Source organism: Fodinibacter luteus (assembly GCF_039541575.1).
GTDB lineage: Bacteria > Actinomycetota > Actinomycetes > Actinomycetales > Dermatophilaceae > Fodinibacter > Fodinibacter luteus.
The window spans coordinates 266040-284922 of sequence record NZ_BAABGM010000015.1 but is presented as its reverse complement, the minus strand read 5'-3'; the positions used below and the strand labels follow the sequence as shown (position 1 = coordinate 284922).

At 68.3% G+C, this 18883-nt stretch carries 19 protein-coding genes; 16 read left to right on the top strand and 3 right to left on the bottom strand.

Annotation, left to right across the window (positions count from 1 at the left end; translation table 11 throughout):
• Nucleotides 1–4: 4 nt before the first annotated feature.
• Complete coding sequence (locus tag ABD899_RS13140) at nucleotides 5–430, bottom strand: DUF2304 domain-containing protein (RefSeq protein WP_345206715.1); 426 nt, start codon at nucleotides 428–430, stop codon at nucleotides 5–7.
• On the bottom strand, nucleotides 427–1152 hold the full coding sequence (locus ABD899_RS13135) for a glycosyltransferase family 2 protein (protein WP_345206713.1): 726 nt from the start codon (nucleotides 1150–1152) through the stop codon (nucleotides 427–429). The genes ABD899_RS13140 and ABD899_RS13135 overlap by 4 nt, the downstream gene beginning before the upstream one ends.
• A 203-nt stretch (nucleotides 1153–1355) precedes the next feature.
• Here ABD899_RS13135 and ABD899_RS13130 point away from each other — a divergent pair, with 203 nt between their 5' ends.
• The 11 genes from ABD899_RS13130 (at nucleotide 1356) to ABD899_RS13080 (ending at nucleotide 12631) form a co-directional block, all read left to right on the top strand.
• Nucleotides 1356–2636: a hypothetical protein gene (locus ABD899_RS13130; protein WP_345206711.1), complete on the top strand. Its 1281-nt coding sequence runs from the start codon at nucleotides 1356–1358 to the stop codon at nucleotides 2634–2636.
• Between the two features lie 65 nt (nucleotides 2637–2701).
• Complete coding sequence (locus tag ABD899_RS13125; RefSeq protein ID WP_345206709.1) at nucleotides 2702–4006, top strand: hypothetical protein; 1305 nt, start codon at nucleotides 2702–2704, stop codon at nucleotides 4004–4006.
• A gap of 148 nt (nucleotides 4007–4154) precedes the next feature.
• Complete coding sequence (locus ABD899_RS13120; RefSeq protein WP_345206707.1) at nucleotides 4155–4325, top strand: Flp family type IVb pilin; 171 nt, start codon at nucleotides 4155–4157, stop codon at nucleotides 4323–4325.
• An 84-nt stretch (nucleotides 4326–4409) separates the two neighbouring features.
• Nucleotides 4410–4559 carry a Flp family type IVb pilin gene (locus tag ABD899_RS13115; RefSeq protein WP_345206705.1) on the top strand — a complete coding sequence of 50 codons (150 nt, stop codon included), beginning with the start codon at nucleotides 4410–4412 and terminating at the stop codon, nucleotides 4557–4559.
• 210 nt (nucleotides 4560–4769) lie between these two features.
• Nucleotides 4770–5171: a TadE/TadG family type IV pilus assembly protein gene (locus ABD899_RS13110; RefSeq protein WP_345206703.1), complete on the top strand. Its 402-nt coding sequence runs from the start codon at nucleotides 4770–4772 to the stop codon at nucleotides 5169–5171.
• A gap of 1 nt (nucleotide 5172) precedes the next feature.
• On the top strand, nucleotides 5173–6363 hold the full coding sequence (locus tag ABD899_RS13105; RefSeq protein WP_345206701.1) for a pilus assembly protein TadG-related protein: 1191 nt from the start codon (nucleotides 5173–5175) through the stop codon (nucleotides 6361–6363).
• Between the two features lie 60 nt (nucleotides 6364–6423).
• Entirely contained in the window at nucleotides 6424–7215 is a 792-nt protein-coding gene (gene cpaB, locus ABD899_RS13100) for a Flp pilus assembly protein CpaB (protein ID WP_345206698.1), read from the top strand.
• An 86-nt stretch (nucleotides 7216–7301) separates the two neighbouring features.
• On the top strand, nucleotides 7302–8381 hold the full coding sequence (locus ABD899_RS13095) for a CpaE/TadZ family protein (RefSeq protein ID WP_345206696.1): 1080 nt from the start codon (nucleotides 7302–7304) through the stop codon (nucleotides 8379–8381).
• Nucleotides 8378–9748 (top strand): TadA family conjugal transfer-associated ATPase, encoded by a 1371-nt coding sequence (locus tag ABD899_RS13090; RefSeq protein ID WP_345206694.1) that lies wholly within the window; start codon nucleotides 8378–8380, stop codon nucleotides 9746–9748. The genes ABD899_RS13095 and ABD899_RS13090 overlap by 4 nt, the downstream gene beginning before the upstream one ends.
• Nucleotides 9745–11715, top strand: a complete 1971-nt coding sequence (locus ABD899_RS13085; RefSeq protein WP_345206692.1) for a type II secretion system F family protein — start codon at nucleotides 9745–9747, stop codon at nucleotides 11713–11715. The genes ABD899_RS13090 and ABD899_RS13085 overlap by 4 nt, the downstream gene beginning before the upstream one ends.
• Before the next feature lies 1 nt (nucleotide 11716).
• Nucleotides 11717–12631: a type II secretion system F family protein gene (locus tag ABD899_RS13080; RefSeq protein ID WP_345206690.1), complete on the top strand. Its 915-nt coding sequence runs from the start codon at nucleotides 11717–11719 to the stop codon at nucleotides 12629–12631.
• Here ABD899_RS13080 and ABD899_RS13075 read toward each other — a convergent pair.
• The gene (locus ABD899_RS13075) at nucleotides 12628–13122 is read right to left on the bottom strand and encodes a LuxR C-terminal-related transcriptional regulator (protein WP_345206688.1); all 495 of its coding nucleotides are present in this window, start codon (nucleotides 13120–13122) and stop codon (nucleotides 12628–12630) included. The two genes, ABD899_RS13080 and ABD899_RS13075, sit on opposite strands and share 4 nt — an antisense overlap.
• A gap of 15 nt (nucleotides 13123–13137) precedes the next feature.
• On the opposite strand from ABD899_RS13075, the gene mtrB reads away from it, so the two are divergent.
• From mtrB to ABD899_RS13050, 5 genes are all read left to right on the top strand, one after another.
• Nucleotides 13138–14403: an MtrAB system histidine kinase MtrB gene (mtrB, locus tag ABD899_RS13070; protein ID WP_345206686.1), complete on the top strand. Its 1266-nt coding sequence runs from the start codon at nucleotides 13138–13140 to the stop codon at nucleotides 14401–14403.
• Nucleotides 14400–16178, top strand: a complete 1779-nt coding sequence (locus tag ABD899_RS13065; RefSeq protein WP_345206683.1) for an LpqB family beta-propeller domain-containing protein — start codon at nucleotides 14400–14402, stop codon at nucleotides 16176–16178. The genes mtrB and ABD899_RS13065 overlap by 4 nt, the downstream gene beginning before the upstream one ends.
• Before the next feature lie 301 nt (nucleotides 16179–16479).
• Nucleotides 16480–17331 carry a ComF family protein gene (locus ABD899_RS13060; RefSeq protein WP_345206681.1) on the top strand — a complete coding sequence of 284 codons (852 nt, stop codon included), beginning with the start codon at nucleotides 16480–16482 and terminating at the stop codon, nucleotides 17329–17331.
• Between the two features lie 128 nt (nucleotides 17332–17459).
• Nucleotides 17460–18122: a ribosome hibernation-promoting factor, HPF/YfiA family gene (gene hpf / locus ABD899_RS13055; RefSeq protein ID WP_345206679.1), complete on the top strand. Its 663-nt coding sequence runs from the start codon at nucleotides 17460–17462 to the stop codon at nucleotides 18120–18122.
• Between the two features lie 57 nt (nucleotides 18123–18179).
• Nucleotides 18180–18881, top strand: a complete 702-nt coding sequence (locus tag ABD899_RS13050) for a response regulator (protein WP_345206677.1) — start codon at nucleotides 18180–18182, stop codon at nucleotides 18879–18881.
• Nucleotides 18882–18883: the final 2 nt, after the last annotated feature.

Genomic DNA, 18883 nt, shown 5'->3' with positions numbered 1-18883 from the left:
CGGCTCAAGGGTGAGGGGGAGGTCCAGGCGTCTCCGCGCCGTCGTCGGTGTGCACCCCGCTCGCCCCGTCGGCGGCGGGGTCCGGCTCGGGCGGATGCCGGCGCTCAGCCCCAAGGATCGCTACCTCTTCGGCGAGCCGCCTGGTCCGCGCCTCCAGGCGACCGACCTCGGAGGCGAGCTGCATCGAAATGACCAGCAGGAAGAGCACCCCGCAGAACAGCACGAGGTTCAATGGGACCTGGACGCGCAAGGTGCTGGACAGCCAGCCCAGGGCCGACGGGAACAGGGCGAACCCGACTGCGAGCAGGCCCAGGACGATCCACGCGACGGCCAGCCGGCCGCGCACGTGGCGACGGCGCACGAGTTCCACCGAGAGGAACAGCACGACGAGACCGCCGACGAGCCCGAGCCAGTAGGCGTCCGTGTTCACAGGACCTCACCCGCGGGTTCGCAGGACCAGCGACGGACCATGCCGAGCCCAATCGCCGCGAGGGCCCGGCCGAGGTAGACAGCTGAGCGGAGCAGCCCCTGGCTCGGGCTTCCGTGTTCGCGTGCGGTCATGCGGACTGGCACCTGGACCACCTGCAGCCCGCACCGCCGCGCGATCACCAGCGCCTCGAGCGTGTCACCGAGGTACTCGGCCGGGTAGTTCTCGGCATAGACCCGGAGCGCGCGCGGGCCCACTGCGCGGTAGCCCGAGGTGACGTCGGTGAGCCGCACCCCGAGGAGCGTGGAGAGCACGCGTGCCAGGAGGAGCATCACTCCTCGACGAGCCCGTCCCACGGCGTACGGGTCGGCACCGGCAAATCGTGCGCCGATGACGACATCGGCGTGGGCGAGACCGTCGACCAGTTCCTGTAGGTGCCGGGTGTCATGCTGCCCGTCGCCGTCTACCTGAACGACCACGTCATATCCGTGTTCGAGGGCGTACCGGTACCCAGTTCGCATCGCGCCGCCAACGCCCAGGGTGCACGGAAGCTGGGCAACCGTGGCTCCGGCCCTCCGGGCCTCATAGGCAGTCTCGTCTGACGAATGATCGTCAACCACCAGGGTGTCTGCGTGAGGAAGGTCGGTTCGGATGGACTGGACTACCGCTCCGACGCTCGGGGCTTCGTTGAGGGCCGGAACGACAACGAGAGCCCTGCTGGCCACCGGCGCGGATCGCTCATCACCCGTTGCCGTTGTTGGACCGTCCAAGTCTTTACCACTTCCTGCTCACCGAGCCGGCCGGGCGCGCCCAGAGTCTCTGCGCCGAGTAACGACTCGGGCCAGGGCGCATCCCTGTCACCGCACTGTAGTTCCCTGGGCCCGTCCGATTGGCGACGAACCTGGAAGATGTGGGCTAGCGTGCCGGAGTGCTCAGCGGGGACAGACCGACCACCTCCAAGGTTGCCCGATCTGTCGATGTACCTGGTCTTTGGCGAATCGAGCAGGGCTTGCTGTTGGCGTTGGGCGTGACCTTGGTGCTCCGAGGTTGGCAGATCCTGGCGACCGCGTATGCGGCATCGTGGCAGACAGCCACGGGCCAGGCGACCCCGAACGGGGCTCCCAATGAGTACTTCGTCTTCTCCCCTTCGGGACCCTCGCCGGGGCTCGGTCCGGTGCTCGGCAACTGGGACGGTGAGTGGTACGAGCGCATCGCCACCCTCGGATACCCCGACGCCACACAGAAATTGTCCGCGAATGATGCGTGGGCGAGCGCGTTCCCTCCGGGCTTCCCTCTTATGGCTAGAATCGTCATGGAGGCATCCGGACTGCCCTTCGTGTGGGCATCCCTGCTCCTCAACACAGTGTTGACGCTGCTTGCCACAGCCCTCCTGTACCGATTGCTGCGATCGCGAGATGTCGGACCAAGGCCGGCGTCTTGGGCTTCTATCGGCATTTCGCTCTTGCCCTCGTCGCCCGTCCTCATGGCGGCGTACAGCGAGGCATTGGCGCTGGTCTTCCTATTGGCCGCACTTCGGTGGTTGACGGATCGCCGCTACATCTTCGCGACCATTGCGGTGGTGGGGCTGGCGTTCACGCGTCCCGTTGCTGTTGCTTTCGTGCCTGTGGTGCTGGCACACGCGGCGATCCAATGGCGTCAAGAGCCCCGAGGTCCTTCTTGGAGGACCAGCGGCGGTGTCGTCGCCCTTCTGATGTGCGCGGCACTCTCACCGTGGATGTGGCCGTGGACGGCTGCCGCTGTCTACGGCGTGCCCGAGGCGGCCGATCTCGACGGTTCCGCGCGGGTAGGCCACACTGCGAAGGGGGTCGGGGGCTACTTCGTCTTCGCGTGGGAGGCAGGCGGCCCCTTGGTCTTCGTCTTGCTGACGCTCTTGCTGGCGCTGCTGGTCGGGGTCCCGGCAGCTCTCAGTCGCCGGATGGGGTGGCCACCCGAGTTGGCGGTCTGGGGCGCTTCCTATCTCGTCCTCGTTCTTGTTGTCACTCCAGTCACTCCTGGTTTCATCCGTTACCTCGTCCTGGCCGCGCCCCTGCTGGTTGCCATCTTCGCCGCCCCGATGACGCGAATCACACCACTCAGGGTCGGAGTGCTGGCGGTGTTGGTTGCCATATCTCTGTGGAGTCAGTGGTTGTGGATCAGATACCTCCTGGTGCTCGATCCTGCCCCGCACCTCATACCGTGGCCTCCGTGAGCCCCCGTCCAGCGACTACTGAACGTGATCGCACTTACCCGGGTAGCCCGTTGTTGGGTGAGTTGGTGGTGGCCGGATGGGTGGTGCTCATTTCTACCTTCCTCGTCATCGGCGCCGACCTCATGTGGGTAGTTGCCATGGGAGATCACATTCGGCGGGAAGGCATGGTTCCTGACGGGATCCCCTTTGCGACCGCCCCGCAGCAGCACTGGGCCAACCCGGTTGTCCTCGCGCAGGTGACATCCTCGCTGGTGGCCGGAAGGGGGGACCTGGCCCTTCCGGCTATCCACCTCATCTTGGTAGCAACCGTGCTTGTCATCCTTCTGGTGGAGGCCCGGCGAATGGGTGCGCGAGAGGCTCGCAGTGCTTTGACTCTCAGCCTCGTGGTGATCGGGGCGTCGAGCGCTTTCGTGGTCATCCGGTACCCGGCGATCTCACTACTGCCGTTCGTCGTCCTCCTTCTCTTGATCCGGCTCGCGGATGCCGGACGGTCCAGCTATCTGGTGTGGGCCGTACCACCGCTGATGATCCTCTGGGGCAACCTTCACGGGGGGGTCTTGGTGGGCCTTGCAGTGCTCGGGGTGTATGCCCTGCTTGGACGCGGTGTCCCTGCGATTCGCAGGGCTGGAGCAGGGGCTGTGAGCTTACTGGCCCTTGTCCTGACTCCCGCGGGTCTAGACACGCCCGGCTACTACCTGAGCGCACTTAGCAACGAGGCAGCGGTCCAACGCGTGGGTCTCTGGGCCCCTCCGAGCCTGTCGAACCCACTCGACGTAGCCATGATCCTCGTCGCCACCTTGCTGCTCCTTCTCGCCGCCCGCCGGCTGACTGTGTGGGAGTGGGCGGTGGCGCTCTGCCTCACGGCCGGGACGGTGTCGGCTGCTCGCCACGGCGTCTGGCTCATCCTGTTCCTGGCACCGCTGGCGGCTGTTGGAGGGGCGCGTGAGGGCGCCCCAGGGTCTGCACCTGGGCGTCCGCACACGGTGCTCGCCGTGGCCCTAGCCGGTGTGACTGCAGCGGCGGTGTTGCTTCAACTGGCGGCTCGCGAGTGCGCGCTGAGGCCTCCGGGCGCCGAGGTGGTGTCCGTGATCGTGGAGCGAGGCGGGCCAGACCCGGTGGTTCTCGCCAAAGAGCCGGACGCAGAGACTTTCGCCGCAGCGGGACTGACGGTATGGGCGTCAAACCCCATCGACGCCTTCCAGCGAGGGACGCAGCGAGAGTTCCTCGACTTCCTCGATGGATGCCGAATACCCACGGGCGTGTATGACGTCGTTGTGGTCGACGTCACCTGCAGTTCCGCGTTTGAGGAGGTGGGATGGCGTGTGACTCACAACACTGGGCGCCTGGTCGTCTTGCAGCTTCCCGGCTGACGGCAGGCTTGCCATCGGCCGAACGGTGGAGGGCCCTCATCTCTTCGTCCGTTCGAGAGCGAACCATCGGCCCATGTCGTGGCCTCAACCGTTCTGCGACACTTGCAAGCGCAAGCGACCAAGTTGTCACGCCCCGGAAGGCACCTCAATGACCAAGGCACTCGTCAAGCTCCAGACCAGGCTCCGCAGCGAGGAGGGTGCGACCGCCGTCGAGTACGGCCTCCTGGTGGCCCTTATCGCGGCCGTCATCGTGGGTACGGTCGCCATCCTCGGAGGCCAGATCAACACCGCCTTCGAGACTGTCGTCAACAAGCTCTGACGCGCGGAACTCGGGGCCGGGCGTCGATGCATTCGACGTCCGGTCCCGGCCTTGAACGGGAGGTGCAATTTGCGGCCAGGTACGATGCGGGCCAAGCTGACGTCCGAAAATGGGGCAACCGCCGTTGAGTACGGTCTGCTGGTGGCTCTCATCGCGGCTGTGGTCATGGGCCTCATCGCCACCCTGGGGGCACAGCTCTTGGGCATCTTCGCTGCGGCGGCAAGCTACGTCTGAAGCGCCCGTGGTCCATCTGCTGAGGTGGCGGGTCTGCGAACGCACGGGGTGGCGATCTACCGCAACAGACCAGGTCGGGTCGCGTTCGCCACACCGGGTGCGTTAACGGCGACGCGCCCGGACGGTGTTTACTGTTCCTTGACGAGTTCTTGGTCGCGCCTTGGTGTCGCCTCAGGGCTGCTGGACAACGGAAGTGATGAAGGGACCGCGGTGAAGGAGCAGGTTGGCTGGAGGGAGCGTGGCGCCGCGGCCGTCGAGTTCGCGATCCTGTTCCCGCTGCTCATCCTGCTGATCGCAGGGATCATCGACATGGGTCGCCTGCTTTTCGGCCAGATCATGCTGACGAACGCCGCCCGTGAGGGTGCTCGCATGGTGGCCATGGGGCAGTCGGCGGTGAACGCAGAAGCCCGTGCCGTCGCGTCCATGCCGATGTTCACCGAACTCGTCAACGACGAGAGTCCGGCTCAGTTCAATCCTGGCCCGGCGTGCGCCCCCGGCGGTGTGGCTCAAGTGACGGTTTCTGCCACGGACTTCGATTGGGTGATGTTGGGATTCACCGGCCTCGCCCCGCCGCAGCCGTCCGCGACGGCAACTATGAGATGCGGAGGATAGCATGATGCGATCGGGTTCACCCAGTCTACGAAGCGAGCGCGGGGCGACCGCCACGATTGTGGTGGTCCTCATGGCCTTCGTCTTCATGGGTTTCGCTGCTATCTCCGTCGACGTGGGTAGAGGAATGATCGAACGACGAGAGCTGCAGAACGGGGCAGATGCTGGCGCGCTAGCGCTCGCAGCATCGTGCGCCAAAGGCGCATGTGAAACCATCGCCGATCTGCAGGGCCTCGTTGACGCGAATGCGACCGACAACTCACACGAGGTCACGTCTATTTGCGGCACAGGCGTCCCCGGCGACCCCTGCCCACCCGGCAGCATTCCCGAGTTCACCGAGTGTCCGCCCATTCCCGACACTTTCGCTGGTCTGCCCTTTGTGGAGGTCAACACCAGCACCCCATCGGATGCCTTGATTAACAACCTCTTCGGCTCGGCTGCGGGGGCAAGCAGCACTCGCGTGGCCGCCTGCGCCCGGGCGGCGTGGGGTCAGGTTGGGCGTAGCATCCCCACGCTTCCCATCGTCTTCGCGGAGTGTGATTGGGTCAAGGCGACTATTGACGGGTTCGCGCCCAGCCCGCCCTACGACCCCCCACCCGGCACTTCGAGTACTCTCCTCCCGCAGATTTCCCCCGGCAAGGTGACTGCGATTTATGCTCACTTGGATTCGAGCGAGAAGCCCACTGAAGATAATGCCACCAAGTGTCTCGCCAGCAACAATCCTGGCAAGTTCTATTCGGGGGGGTTCGGATGGGTTCAGACCTGCGAGAAGCAGGGGTATCCATCGCCTCTCTGCGACGGCGTCAGCAAGAGCGATACCTGTACGGCCGTTTTCGACGCAACGGGGACGATCCTCATCGGTGATAATGGCGCCTCAGCGCCAAAGGGTTGCAAGAAGGATGAGCTCAGCAATTACCTGGGTACTCAGGTCTGGGTGCCGATCATGACCAAAGTGAACGTAGACAGTCAGGGCAAAGCGACTGGTTACGTGGTTGACGGCGTCTCCGCCTTCTTCCTGGCTGGCTATAACGATATCCCGTCGGCCCAACCCAAGACAAAGGCTGTTTACGGGGGGTCTCCCTGCGGCAAGGGCGACTGCCTATGGGGGTGGTTCACCGGTCCGGTGGTGCCGACTGGAACGATAGGCACGGGTAGCACCCCTCGTGGCCCCACAGTCGTTGTGCCTGCTGGCTGATCTGGCGAGAGAACGCATCCCCACATGCAAGTCATTCGATATTACTAAAGGACTCCTCGTATGGGCCGCCGTATTCTTGCCATCGTCGCTGCTGCCATCATCGCGCTTGTCGGGGCGGTGCTCGTGTTGCTCTACGCACGTGGCGCTGACGCCCGCGCGGTCGAGGCCGCTAGCCCAGCGACGGTCTACGTGTCCAACACAGTCGTTCCCGCCGGGACAACGCTCAAGGACGCGGTCCGGCTCGAGCAGATCACCCAGACGCAGGTCGCAGCGGCGTCGGTGCCCGCCGGGGCTCTGACAACCGTGGATGACACGAATGGCGCGCTCGTGGCGCTTACGGACATCGCGCCAGGCCTGTACGTTCTAGCGGCGGCATTCGGTGAAGTGCCCTTGGGGGAGCGCAAACTTCAGGTTGGTGCCGGGAAGCTGGCTGTGAGCCTGCAACTGTCCGACCCGGCCAGGGTAGGCACGTTCGTCACCGCCGGCTCTAACCTCACGATCTTCATGACACACGACATGATGGAAGGAGGCGACGCCGACGAGACGGAGGCCGCCAACGCGGACGTACAAGAGACGTCAGTCCTCCTTGACAACGTGAAGGTCATCGCCATGGGCGAGGCCTCACTGACCCCGCCGCAGCAGCCGGCCGCTGAGCCGGGTGAGGAGGCGCAGCAGCAGCAGAACGCCCCGAGCTTCCTCGTCACCTTGGAGGTGTCGCCCGAACAAGCGGCACGGCTCGTCCACGGCATCAACAACTACACGCTGTACGCAGGTCTCCGAGGAGCCGAGGTCAAGGTAGACCCGAAGCTCAACGTCAACGATCTCACTCTCCTCGGAAGCGCGGGCCGGTGAACATCCTCTGGGACACCGACCCAACCGCACTGGAACGGTACCGATTCGCGTTGGGGTCAGACACCCAGGCGCTGCCGTCTGCTGCCTTGGTTGCCAGAGCGCTCCACGACAACGTCGGCATCCAACAGGTCATCATCGGGCCGGACGTCGCGCTGGACGAGGCCTGCGAGCTTGCGGAAGCCGCGCGGCTCGACCGCCCGGAGATGGGGGTCATCCTCATGCGGCGAAGGATGGACGTCACTGCGTTGTCACAGGCCCTGCGCAGCGGGGTCCGGGAAGTGGTCACGTCGGAGGACCACACCGCCCTCGTGGACGCGCTCCGGCGCAGCCGAGATCTTACTCAACGACTCATCGGCCACTCGATGGGGACGCCAGCCAAGGAGGGCAAGGTCGTCACCATCTTCTCGGCCAAGGGCGGGGTGGGGAAGACGACGTTGGCGACGAACCTCGCGACCCACCTCGCCAAGTCGGGGTTGAAGACGCTGCTCATCGACCTCGACCTTGCGTTCGGTGACGTCGCGATCAGCCTTCAGCTCGTGCCGACGCAGTCGATCTTCGACGCCGTGGCGATGAGCGGGCACCTGGACGAGGCGGGAATCGCCGCCATCTCCACGACCCACGAGGACAGCGGCCTCCACGTCGTCTGCGCCCCGAACGATCCCGGCGATGCTGATCGGATCCCTCCGGGCGTGAGCGTAGAGCTCATCAAGCTGGCGAGGCAGCACTACGACTATGTCGTCGTCGACACCCCGCCGTCCTTCACCGAGCACGTGCTCGCCGCGTGCGACCTCTCCGACGCGCTCGTTCTCGTGGCGACCCTCGACATCCCGGCGGTCAAGAACCTTCGGGTCGCCATCGACACCCTCGACATGCTCGGCAGCCCGAGGGATGCTCGGATCATCGTGCTCAACCGTGCTGATGCGAAGGTGGGCCTTCGCGCAGAGGACGTGGAGTCAGCCATCAAGGAACAGATCTCCGTGAGCATCCCCAACTCGCTCACCGTGCCCTCGTCCATCAACCGTGGTGTGCCGATCGTCCTCGACGACCCTCGCGGGAGCGTCAGCGTCGCGATCCGGCAGCTCGGTGACGTGCACATCCGGCGGCGGTTCGGAGAGGAACTCAACGGAGCACCGCAGCGCAGGGGCTTCTTCAGGGGGAGATCGTGAGCCTCGCCGACCGCCTCGACAACGTCCGCCGCGGACAGCACCCGCCGGAGCCCGTATCCCCCATCGAACGGTTTGGCTCGCGCAAGCGACAGCAAGACCCGTTCCACGATGTCAAGGGAAGGGTGCACCAGGCGCTCATCGACAACCTCGGCCCGCGGCTGTACGACCCGCACCTGCCCGAGTCCGAGCTCGCGGCGCAAGTGCGACAGACCCTTCAGGAGACGATCGACGCCGAGCAGACCCCGCTGTCGCACTCGGACCGCACCCGGATCGCGCAGGAGGTCTCCGACGAGATCCTCGGCCACGGACCACTCGAGCCACTGCTCCGCGACCCGGAGATCACCGAGATCATGGTCAACGGGCCCGAGTACATCTACGTCGAGCGGGCGGGAAAGATCTATCCGATCGAGGCACGGTTCTCCAACGAACCGCACCTCCGCAGGGTCATCGACAAGATCGTGGGCCGGGTGGGTCGCCGTATCGACGAATCCAGCCCGCTCGTCGATGCGCGGCTGCCCGATGGCTCTCGTGTCAACGCAGTGATCCCGCCGATCGCCCTCGATGGCGCCATGCTCACGATTCGGAAATTCTCACAAGACCCCTTCACCGACGCCGACCTCATCGCGTTCGGCACTTTCACCCCCTCAGCGCGGGACTTCCTCCGAGCGTGCGTCATGGGCCGCCGCAACATCGTCATCTCCGGCGGAACCGGATCCGGGAAGACGACGACCCTCAACGTCATCTCGTCGTACCTGCCCGAGGACGAGCGGATCATCACGATCGAGGACGCGGCCGAGCTCCAGCTGCACCAGGAGCACGTGCTCCGTCTCGAGTCGCGTCCGTCGAACATCGAGGGGCGCGGCCAGATCGAGATCCGCGACCTCGTGAAGAACTCCCTTCGCATGCGGCCCGACCGGATCGTCGTCGGCGAGGTTCGCGACGGAGCGGCCCTCGACATGTTGCAGGCGATGAACACCGGCCACGACGGGTCGATCACCACCGTGCACGCCAATAGCCCTCGCGACTCGCTCTCCCGTCTCGAGACGATGGTGCTCATGGCCGGCGTTGACCTCCCGGTGCGGGCGATCCGCGAGCAGGTCGCCGGCGCACTCGACCTCATCGTGCAGCAGGCCAGGCTCAAGGACGGGTCGCGCCGCATCGTTGCGATCTCAGAGGTCATCGGCATGGAAGGCGAGGTCATCACCCTCCAGGACCTGTTCCTCTTCGACTGGCACGCCGGGCGGGATGAGTCCGGCCGGTTCCGCGGGCAGCTCATGAGCACCGGCCTTCGGCCCAAGTTCGCCGAGGAACTCCACGACCTCGGTGTCGATCTGTCACCGACGCTCTTCGTGAACGGGGCCCGATGACCGTCTCCCCGCCGTCCCGAAGGGCCGGATTCGGCGCCGTGCTTGCAGCGGCGGTTGTCTGGCTTCCCTCGGCGAGCGCAGCCGATGACGTGCCGGCATCTTTGAGCGACGTTCGCTCGACATCATCCTCAGTCAGCGCCACCGTCGTGGTTCGTGGCGACAAGCCGCTGCCCATCGACCCAGCCTCGGTCGTCGTCACTCTCGGCGGACGGAAGGTTGCCGCCTCGGCCAAGCCCGGTGCGGAGCAACCCCGCAGCACCATGCTCGTCATCGACACCAGCGGGTCGATGGGCGCCACTGGAATGGGTACGGTGCGTGCCGCAGTGCGTGAGTTCCTCGACACCGTGCCTGACGAGGTCAAGGTCGGCATGGTCTCTTTCGCCAACACCTCCGGGGTCGACGTTCCGCCGACGACCGACCACGCCAAAGTCAGCCGGGCCGTGAGCGCATTGCGATCCGACGGCGAGACCGCTCTGTATGCCGCCATCCAAGACGCCGTCGAAGGCCTGGGCAGCGAGGGGGAACGTAGCATCGTGCTGCTCAGCGACGGGGGAGACACGGTGGAGAAGGACAAGGGAGGAACCGCTCGGGCGAAGCAACAGCGCTCCGCAGCCATCGAAGCACTCCGGAAGGGCAAAGTGCGCGCTGAGGTCGTCGCCTTCAAGAGCAAAGAGGACGAGCCCGCCACGCTTAGGGCGTTCGCTAGGGCTGGTGGCGGGTCGGTGGCGAACGCGGAGGACCGCAAGGCCGTGGCGGCGTCATTCGCTGCCGCAGCGCGGGCCCTCGAGTCCCAGGCGATGCTGGACATCAAGCGACCCGCCGGGGTGAATGGCAAGCAGGACCTCGTCGTCACTGGTACGGCAGGTGGGCAGCCGTTCGAGGCAGCGGCAAGCATCGATATGGGTGACACGGCTCCCGTTACGAGTGCATCGCCGTCGCCTAGCGCGGTGGCCGCACCCCCCCCTGCTGAGGCAGCGTTCACCGCATTCTCTCCGAGCCGCCTCTGGCCAGCGGTGGCCATCGTCACGGTGGGCCTGTTCTTCCTCATGGTTGCCTTCATGGGGCCCGTCTTCCGATCGCGGCGCAAGGAACGGGTCAGCGCCATCGAGGCGTATGGCTTTGGGCGAGGTGCGGCGCTGAAATCGCGACCGCCCACGCCGAGTGTCATCAGTGGCCAACTGGTCGATTTGGGCGACAAAGTGATGGCGGGCCGCGAGTCGACGCCGCGAACGCTGCAGCTCATCGACCGAGCGGACCTTCCATGGCGGGCGGGAGAGTGGTTTGTTCTGCGCCTGCTGGCCGTAGTCGTCGGCGCAGTGCTGGGCTTCCTGCTCCTTCGGTCCGTCCCTTGGCTGGGTCTAGGGCTCGGCTTGGCCTTCGGACTTCTGGCGCCGACCGTGATGCTGCGTTATCTGGCCCGCCGCAGGGCGCGGAACTTCGAAGCGACCCTTCCGGACGTTCTCATGCTCGTCGCCACGTCGCTTAGTTCCGGCTTCAGTCTGCTCCAGGCGCTCGATGGAGTGGCCAAGGATGCACCGGAGCCGGCCTCGAAGGAGTTCTCGCGAGCCCTCGCCGAAGCCCGCATTGGGGCCGACGTCAGTGACGCCCTTGACCACATGTCGGACCGGATGGACAGCGAGAACATGCGCTGGACGACGATGGCGATCCGGATCCAGCGGGAGGTCGGTGGCAACCTCGCCGAGACCCTGCGGACAACGGCCGCCACCCTTCGCGAGCGCGAGATGCTCCGACGCCAGGTGCGCGCCCTCTCCGCGGAAGGACGGCTCTCGGCCTGGATTCTCATCGCCTTGCCGATCCTCATGACACTGTGGATGCTCTACTCCAACTATGACTACGTCAGCCTGCTGTGGACGACGCTGCTCGGCATTCTCATGAGCGTCGCCGGGATCCTCGCGCTGATCGTCGGCATCTTCTGGATGCGCAGAGTCGTGAAGATCGAGGTCTGACATGGAGCCCCTCCTCTTCATCGCCGTGCTCCTCGTGGCCATTGCCATCGGGCTGATCGTTCTCGCCACTGTTGCCGGCTCTTCCGAGTCAACTGGCGTCGCCCGTTCGCTGGAACTTCTCCAACAGACAGCTACCACGCGTGAGGTGTCCAAGCACGAACTCGCTGTCCAGGACCGACTCCTCGGGCCGCTGCTGGACAGGCTGCGAGCCATGGCCGTGCGCATCTCGCCCAGCGGCACCGGGTCGCGCATCTCACGTTCCCTCGACAAGGCGGGCAACCCTCCGGCATGGTCCGTCGAACGAATGATGGGGGCCAAGGGGCTGGGGCTCGTCACCGGCGTGGTACTCGTGCTCCTTCTTGCCGGATTCGACGTCACCGGTGTACTCCTTGCCGCGGCTGCCGGTGCGGCCGGCTTCTTCCTGCCGGATCTGTTGCTGTACAACGCAGGGTTGAAGCGGCAGCAAGAGATCCAGAAAGGCCTTGCCGACTCCCTCGACATGCTCACCGTGTGTGTGGAGTCCGGGCTCGGGTTCGACGCCGCCATCCTCCAGGTAGCGCGGTCAGTCACGGGCCCCATCGCAGGCGAGTTCGCCCGAGTGCTCTCCGAGATCCAGATCGGGAAGAGCCGTGGCGAGGCATTCGCATCGCTCGGTGAGCGAACGACCGCACCCGAAGTCAAGAACTTCGTCACCGCGCTCGTCCAGGCCGACCGCCTCGGACTTCCGATCGCAGCCGTGCTGCGCGAACAGACAAAGGAGATGCGGGTCGTCAGGCGTCAGCGGGCTGAAGAACAGGCTCAGAAGGTGACCGTCAAGATCCTCTTTCCCCTGCTCTTGTGCATCTTCCCCGCACTGATCATCGTCATCATCGGGCCCGGTGTCATCCGGATGATAGAGGCCTTCAGTCGCTTCTAGGTTGCAGGCCCGCCGTCGCCGCTGACGAGGCCTAACCGCACTGCAGCGATAACGGCGCTCGCGCGATTGTGTGCACCGAGTTTCTCGTAGATCTTCGCGATGTGGGTCTTGACGGTCGACGGGCTCATGAACAGGGCCTTGCCCACCTGAGCAACCGAAGCCCCTTCGACGAGCAGCTTGAGCACCTCGGTCTCGCGCGTCGTCAACGTCATCTGCGGTGACTCGCTGCGCCGGCGCATCGCCTCAGCGAGGCCGCTCGCCGAGAACTCGAGGGGCATCTCCGCCGATCGACGGACGGCCGAGATCACCTGTTCGGACGGTGAGCTCTTGCGCACGAGTGCGGAGGCACCGGCATCCAGCGCCTCGAGCAGGCTCGAGTCGTCGTTGAGCATGGTCAGCACGACGAGGCCGACGTCCTTCGAGCGCTCGCGCACCGACCGCACGAGGGACAGCCCGCTGCCGTCGGGCATGTTGATGTCGATGACGGCCACAAGCGGACCCTCCACTTGGGTGGCCACGAGTGCGTCGAGGAGGGACTGGCCCTCGGCCAACGAGCCGGCCTGGCCGACGAGCGCAGCGGGCCCCTCGACCTGTCGGAGGTCAGCCCCGAGCTGCAGGCGGCCGTCGCGGCATCCCCGGCTCGTCAGCAGACCCAGATGAGCGAAGTGACGGTCGGCGGCAAGGACCTGCCGGCGGTCATCATCGGCAGCGTCGTCGAGGTGCCGAACGCCGGGCCGTACGACCTCTACTTCATCTACCCGATGGGGCAGGAGGTCGCGACGATGGGGCTCATCAGCAACTCGTTCGCGATCGCCGGCCTCACCTTGACCGTCCTCGTCGGCGCCGTCGCCTGGGTCGTGACCCGCCAGGTCGTCGCCCCGGTGCGCCGCGCGAGCGGGGTCGCCCAGCGCCTGTCGGCAGGCAAGCTCAACGAGCGGATGCCGTCGCGCGGCGAGGACGACCTCGCCCTCCTCGCGACGTCGTTCAACGGCATGGCCGACAGCCTCCAGGCGCAGATCCGCCAGCTCGAGGGCCTGTCCGCGGTGCAGCAGCGCTTCGTCTCCGACGTCTCGCACGAGCTGCGCACGCCGCTCACGACGATCCGGATGGCCGTCGACCTCATCCACGAGTCGCGCACCCACTTCGACCCCACGGTCGCCCGCTCCGCCGAGCTGCTCGCCGGCGAGCTCGACCGCTTCGAGGCGCTGCTCGCCGACCTGCTCGAGATCAGCCGGTTCGACGCCGGCGCCGCGGCGCTCGACGTCGAGCCGGTCGACCTGCGCGGCACGCTCGCCCGGGTCGTCGAGGCGACGCGGCCGCTCGCGGAGCGCCGGGGGAGCGTCGTCAGCCTCCACCTGCCTTCCGAGCCGGCCGAGGCCGAGGTCGACGAGCGCCGGGTCGAGCGGATCCTGCGCAACCTCGTCGTCAACGCGATCGAGCACGGCGAGGGACGCCCCGTCGACGTCCACGTCGGGGTCGGCGAGGATGCCGTCGCCGTCGTCGTCGTGGACCACGGCGTCGGCCTGCGGCCCGGCGAGGCGGCGAACGTCTTCACCCGCTTCTGGCGGGCCGACCCGGCGCGGGCCCGCACGACGGGCGGCACCGGGCTGGGGCTGTCGATCTCGCTCGAGGACGCCCGGCTGCACAACGGCTGGCTCCAGGCCTGGGGGGAGCGCGGCGTTGGCTCGCGGTTCCGCCTCACCCTGCCCCAGCGCGCCGGCACGGCCCTGCACGGCTCGCCGCTGCCGCTCAGCCCCACGGAGGACACGTGACCACCCCGCGGCGCGCGACGGCATCCGGCCTGCTGTTCGCCCTCCTCGTCACCCTCGCCCTCGCCGGGTGCGGGGGGCTCTCCAGCGCCGGACCGGTCGAGCAGGGGCTCGACGTCGGCAGCGGCAACCCGCCCGACCTGCGGGTGACCTTCCCCGGCCCGGTGCCGGGCGCCCAGCAGGAGACGATCGTGCGCGGGTTCGTGCGCGCCGGCGCCGCGAGCGACGCGGCCTACGACAACGCCCGGGCCTTCCTGACGACGCAGGTGAGCGAGGCGTGGAACCCCGACGGCACGATCGTGCTCCTCGCCGACGCCGCGCCCCCCACCGCGACGCTGCTCGACCCCGCCACCGTGCGCATCCAGGCCCGGGCCGCGGGCACCATCGACGCCGACGGGCGCTACACCGCTGCCCGTCCCGGGAGCACGGTGACCGCGGAGTTCGGGTTGCAGAGCGTCGGCGGCGAGTGGCGCATCGCCGCCCTGCCCGAGGGGTTCGGCCGGTGGATCGCGAGCACCGAGGTGAGCCGCCTCGTCCAGCCCCACTCGGTGCACTACGTCTCCACGAGCCGGCGCGCCCTCGTGCCCGACGTGCGGTGGTTCCCCGCCGACAAGCTCGCGACCCGGCTGGCGCTCGCCCAGATCGCACCACTGCCCGAGCACCTCACGGGTGCGGCGGTGACCGCCGTGCCGGTGGGCGCACGCCTGCTCGGTGACGCGGTCTCGGTCGACGCCGGGGTGGCCACGGTCAACCTCATCTCCGGCCGGCTCGCGCCGGGCGAGACGACCCGCCAGAACCTGTGGGCGCAGTTCGTCGCCACGCTCACCCAGGATGCCGGGGTCACGCGCGTCGCGCTGTCGGTCGACGGCGTGCCGGTCAACCTGCTCGGGCTCGACGAGTCGGCGGGGACGCTCGCCGAGGTGGGCTTCAGCGCGCCGGCCACCCCGCCGCTGGCGCTCCCGGTGGCTCGGCGCGGCGCCGACGTCGTCGTCTTCGACCCGAGCGGGCTGGGCGACCAGGAGCCGCGTCAGCCGACGGGGGCGCGCACGTACCCGCAGGTGCCGCAGGACTTCCGACGGCTGGCGCTGTCGGCGGACGGGGGCGAGCTGGCCGGGGTCGACCCCGGCGGCGACGGCATCTCGCGGTGGCGGGGCACCAACCGCTACGAGGTGCCGCTCGAGGGCAAGGACGTCGGCAACCCCTCGTACGACCAGCGGGGCTTCCTGTGGGTCGGGGCGGTGGGGTCAGGGGCTGAGGGTCCGCGGGTGTGGGTCGTCAACACGTCGGTCGACCCGGCCGCACCGGGTGCCGCGGCCACGCCCGTCGAGGCGAGGTGGCTCGCAGGCCGGCGGGTGCTCGAGGCGCGGGTCGCGCCGGACGGCGACCGGGTCGCCGTGCTGTCGGTCAAGGGCGACGGGTCCGACACGCGGGTCGACATCGCGGGGGTCGTTCGTGGGGCTGCGGGGCTGCCGGAACGGTTGGCGCCGCCCCTGCGGATCGGGGCGCCGCTGACGCGCGCGACGAGCCTGGCCTGGCTCGACTTCCGCACCCTGGCGGCGATCGGGGTACTCGAGGGGTCGACGGTGCAGCCCGTCGTGCTCACCGTGGGCGGCGACGTGCGCGGGCTGCGGCCGGTGCCGGGTGCCGTGGCCGTCGCCTCGACCGGTGGGGAGCGCGACATGTGGGTCGTCACGTCCGCGGGGAGGCTGTTCGGGCGGGCCGGCTCGCAGTGGGTCGACAGCGGGCCGGCGACCGACCTCGCCGTGGCGGCCGGCTGACGCCGGTCCTTGTCGGGCGGCTGGCTGACGCCGGCTGTGGCGGCTGGCTGACGCCGGTCCTCGTGGCGCGCCGCTCGCCGCTTCGCCCTCCGCCCCCGCCCCCCACCTCACGAGAATGTGGCTGAAGACCGCCGCTCAGCCGCCCGCTCTTCCGCCGCTCGTCACCACGTTCGCAGCCTCGTCCAGGCGCGCACTCCTGTTGAGCAGCGGCTGCCGTCCACAGGGTCGAGTCGGCCCGCTGGTATCCACAGGTGGGTGGAGGCGCGCGACTCGTCTCGGCCGCTGGGGAGATGCTCGATGCATGACGGCGGACGAGCTGGGAACGGGGGCGTGGTGGTCCCAGGGGCGCCTGCTGCGCGGGCTCGCGGCGGCCGGGGAGCTCGTGCTTCCGGCCCGGTGCGCCGCGTGCCACGGCGTGGGGGCACCGCTCTGCCGAGCCTGCACGGCTGGGCTGCGCACGGCATCCCACGACGGCGGTCCGGCGCTGGTGCGCCTGCGCTCGCCCCCGCCCGGGATGCCGCCGTGCTGGTCGGCCGCACGGTTCGAGGGGGCGTTGCGGTTCGCCGTCACGGCGTACAAGGACGAGGACCGGCGCGACCTGCGGCCGGCGCTCGCCCGGCTGCTCGCGACGGCGCTCGCGACCGCGGTGGCCACGGACCCGGGGGTGCGGCGACGTGCCGTGCTGGGGGAGCGGGTTGCGGTCGTGCCGCTGCCGACCGCCCGGTCGTCCCGGCGGCGGCGGGGCGACGACCCGGTGGCCGACCTCGCTCGCGACGCCGTGTCGCTCGCCCTGGGTGCCGGCCCGGTGAGGACCGGCCCGGTGAGGACCGGCCCGGTGCGGATCGGCCCGGTGCGGATCGGCCCGGTGCGGGCCGGCCCGGTGGGGGCGCTCGTCGTGCTGCCGGCGCTCTCGCACACGCGCGTCGTCGCCGACCAGGCGCACCTGAACCGGCAGGCCCGGGCGGCCAACCTCGCAGGTGCGATGACGCTGCTCCCGGCGTGGCGGGACGCCGTCCGGGGGGCCGCGTGCGTACTCGTCGACGACGTCGTCACGACCGGCTCGACCCTCGCCGAGGCGGCCCGTGCACTGCGCTCGGCGGGTGCGGAGCAGGTCGTCGCGGCGACTGTGGCGGCGACGACACGGAGGTGGTGACCCCTGCCCTTGTGGCCCACAGGTCCGCCGACTAGCGTCTGTGCATGAGCCCCCATCCTCCGGAGGTGGTGCCCCTGGCGCCGGGTCAACACTGAGCACCGACACCCCCCATGCTTGAGGAGGATCACGTGGACATCGTCGTCACCGGACGGCACCTGACCGTCTCCGACCGTTTCCGGGCGCACATCGAGGAGAAGCTCGCGAAGATCACGCAGCTCGAGCCGCGCACCCGCCGGGTCGAGGTCCTGGTCAGTCATGAGCCGAACCGCCGACAGGCCAAGGTCTGCGACAAGGTCGAGATCACGTGCTACGCCAAAGGTCCCGTCGTGCGGGCCGAGGCGTGCGTCGAGGACAAGTACGCCGCCCTCGATGTCGCGATCGACAAGCTCATGGAGCGGTTGAGGCGCCAGAACGACCGGCGACAGGTCCACCGCGGGCGGCGCACGCCCGAGTCGGTCGCGGCCGCCACGGCCCGGATCGTCCCCCCGGCCGAGCAGGCCGAGCAGGGCCTGCCCCACGACGACGTCGGCCAGTTCGACGACTCGCCCGTCGAGGTGCGCGAGAAGGTCCACCGCTCCCGGCCGATGACCCTCGCCGACGCCCTGCGCGAGATGGAGCTCGTCGGCCACGACTTCTACCTCTTCCACGACAGCGAGACCGACCGCGCGAGCGTCGTCTACCGCCGGCGGGGCTGGAGCTACGGTGTGCTGCACCTCGACCTCGACGGCTCCCTGAGCGGCGACGACGCCGGTCAGGACGAGGTCCAGGGCGTCGAGGTGGCCGCTTCCTGAACCCCCCTTCGTGGCGCGGGAGTGGGCAACGGCCTTTCGACCTGCCACGATGTCCCCGTGCGAGGTGAGGGTGTGACCGCTGGTGTCGACTCGGCGACTGCGCCGGTGCGCGTCGTCATCGCCGACGACCACGACCTCTACCGCCGTGGCATGCGGGTCGTCGTCGAGCTCGACGGGATCGCTGAGGTCGTCGGCGAGGCGAGCGACGGCAACGAGGCGGTCGAGGTCTGCTCGCGGATGCAGCCCGATGTCGTGCTCATGGACGTGCGGATGCCGGGTGTCGGCGGCATCGAGGCGTGCCGCCGCATCCGGTCCGTGGTCCCGTCCGCACGCATCCTCATGCTCACGATGTCCGACGACGAGAGCGACCTGTTCGAGGCGATCAAGGCGGGGGCGAGCGGCTACCTGCTCAAGGACCTGCCCGGCGAGGAGGTCGCGGGCGCGATCCGGCGGGTCCACGACGGCCAGGCCATCATCCCGCCCGGCATGGCGGCCACGCTCCTGCAGGAGTTCACCCGGCTCAGCCAGGACCCGGCGCCGGTCATCGGGGTCGCCCCCCAGCTCACCGACCGCGAGGTCGAGGTGCTGCGCCTCGTGGCCCGGGGCCGGGCCAACCGCGAGATCGCCGACCAGCTCGTCATCTCCGAGAACACCGTGAAGAACCACGTCCGCAACATCCTCGAGAAGCTGCACCTGCACTCGCGGGTGGAGGCGGCCGTCTACGCGCACCGCCAGCACCTGCTCCCGACGGATGACTGACG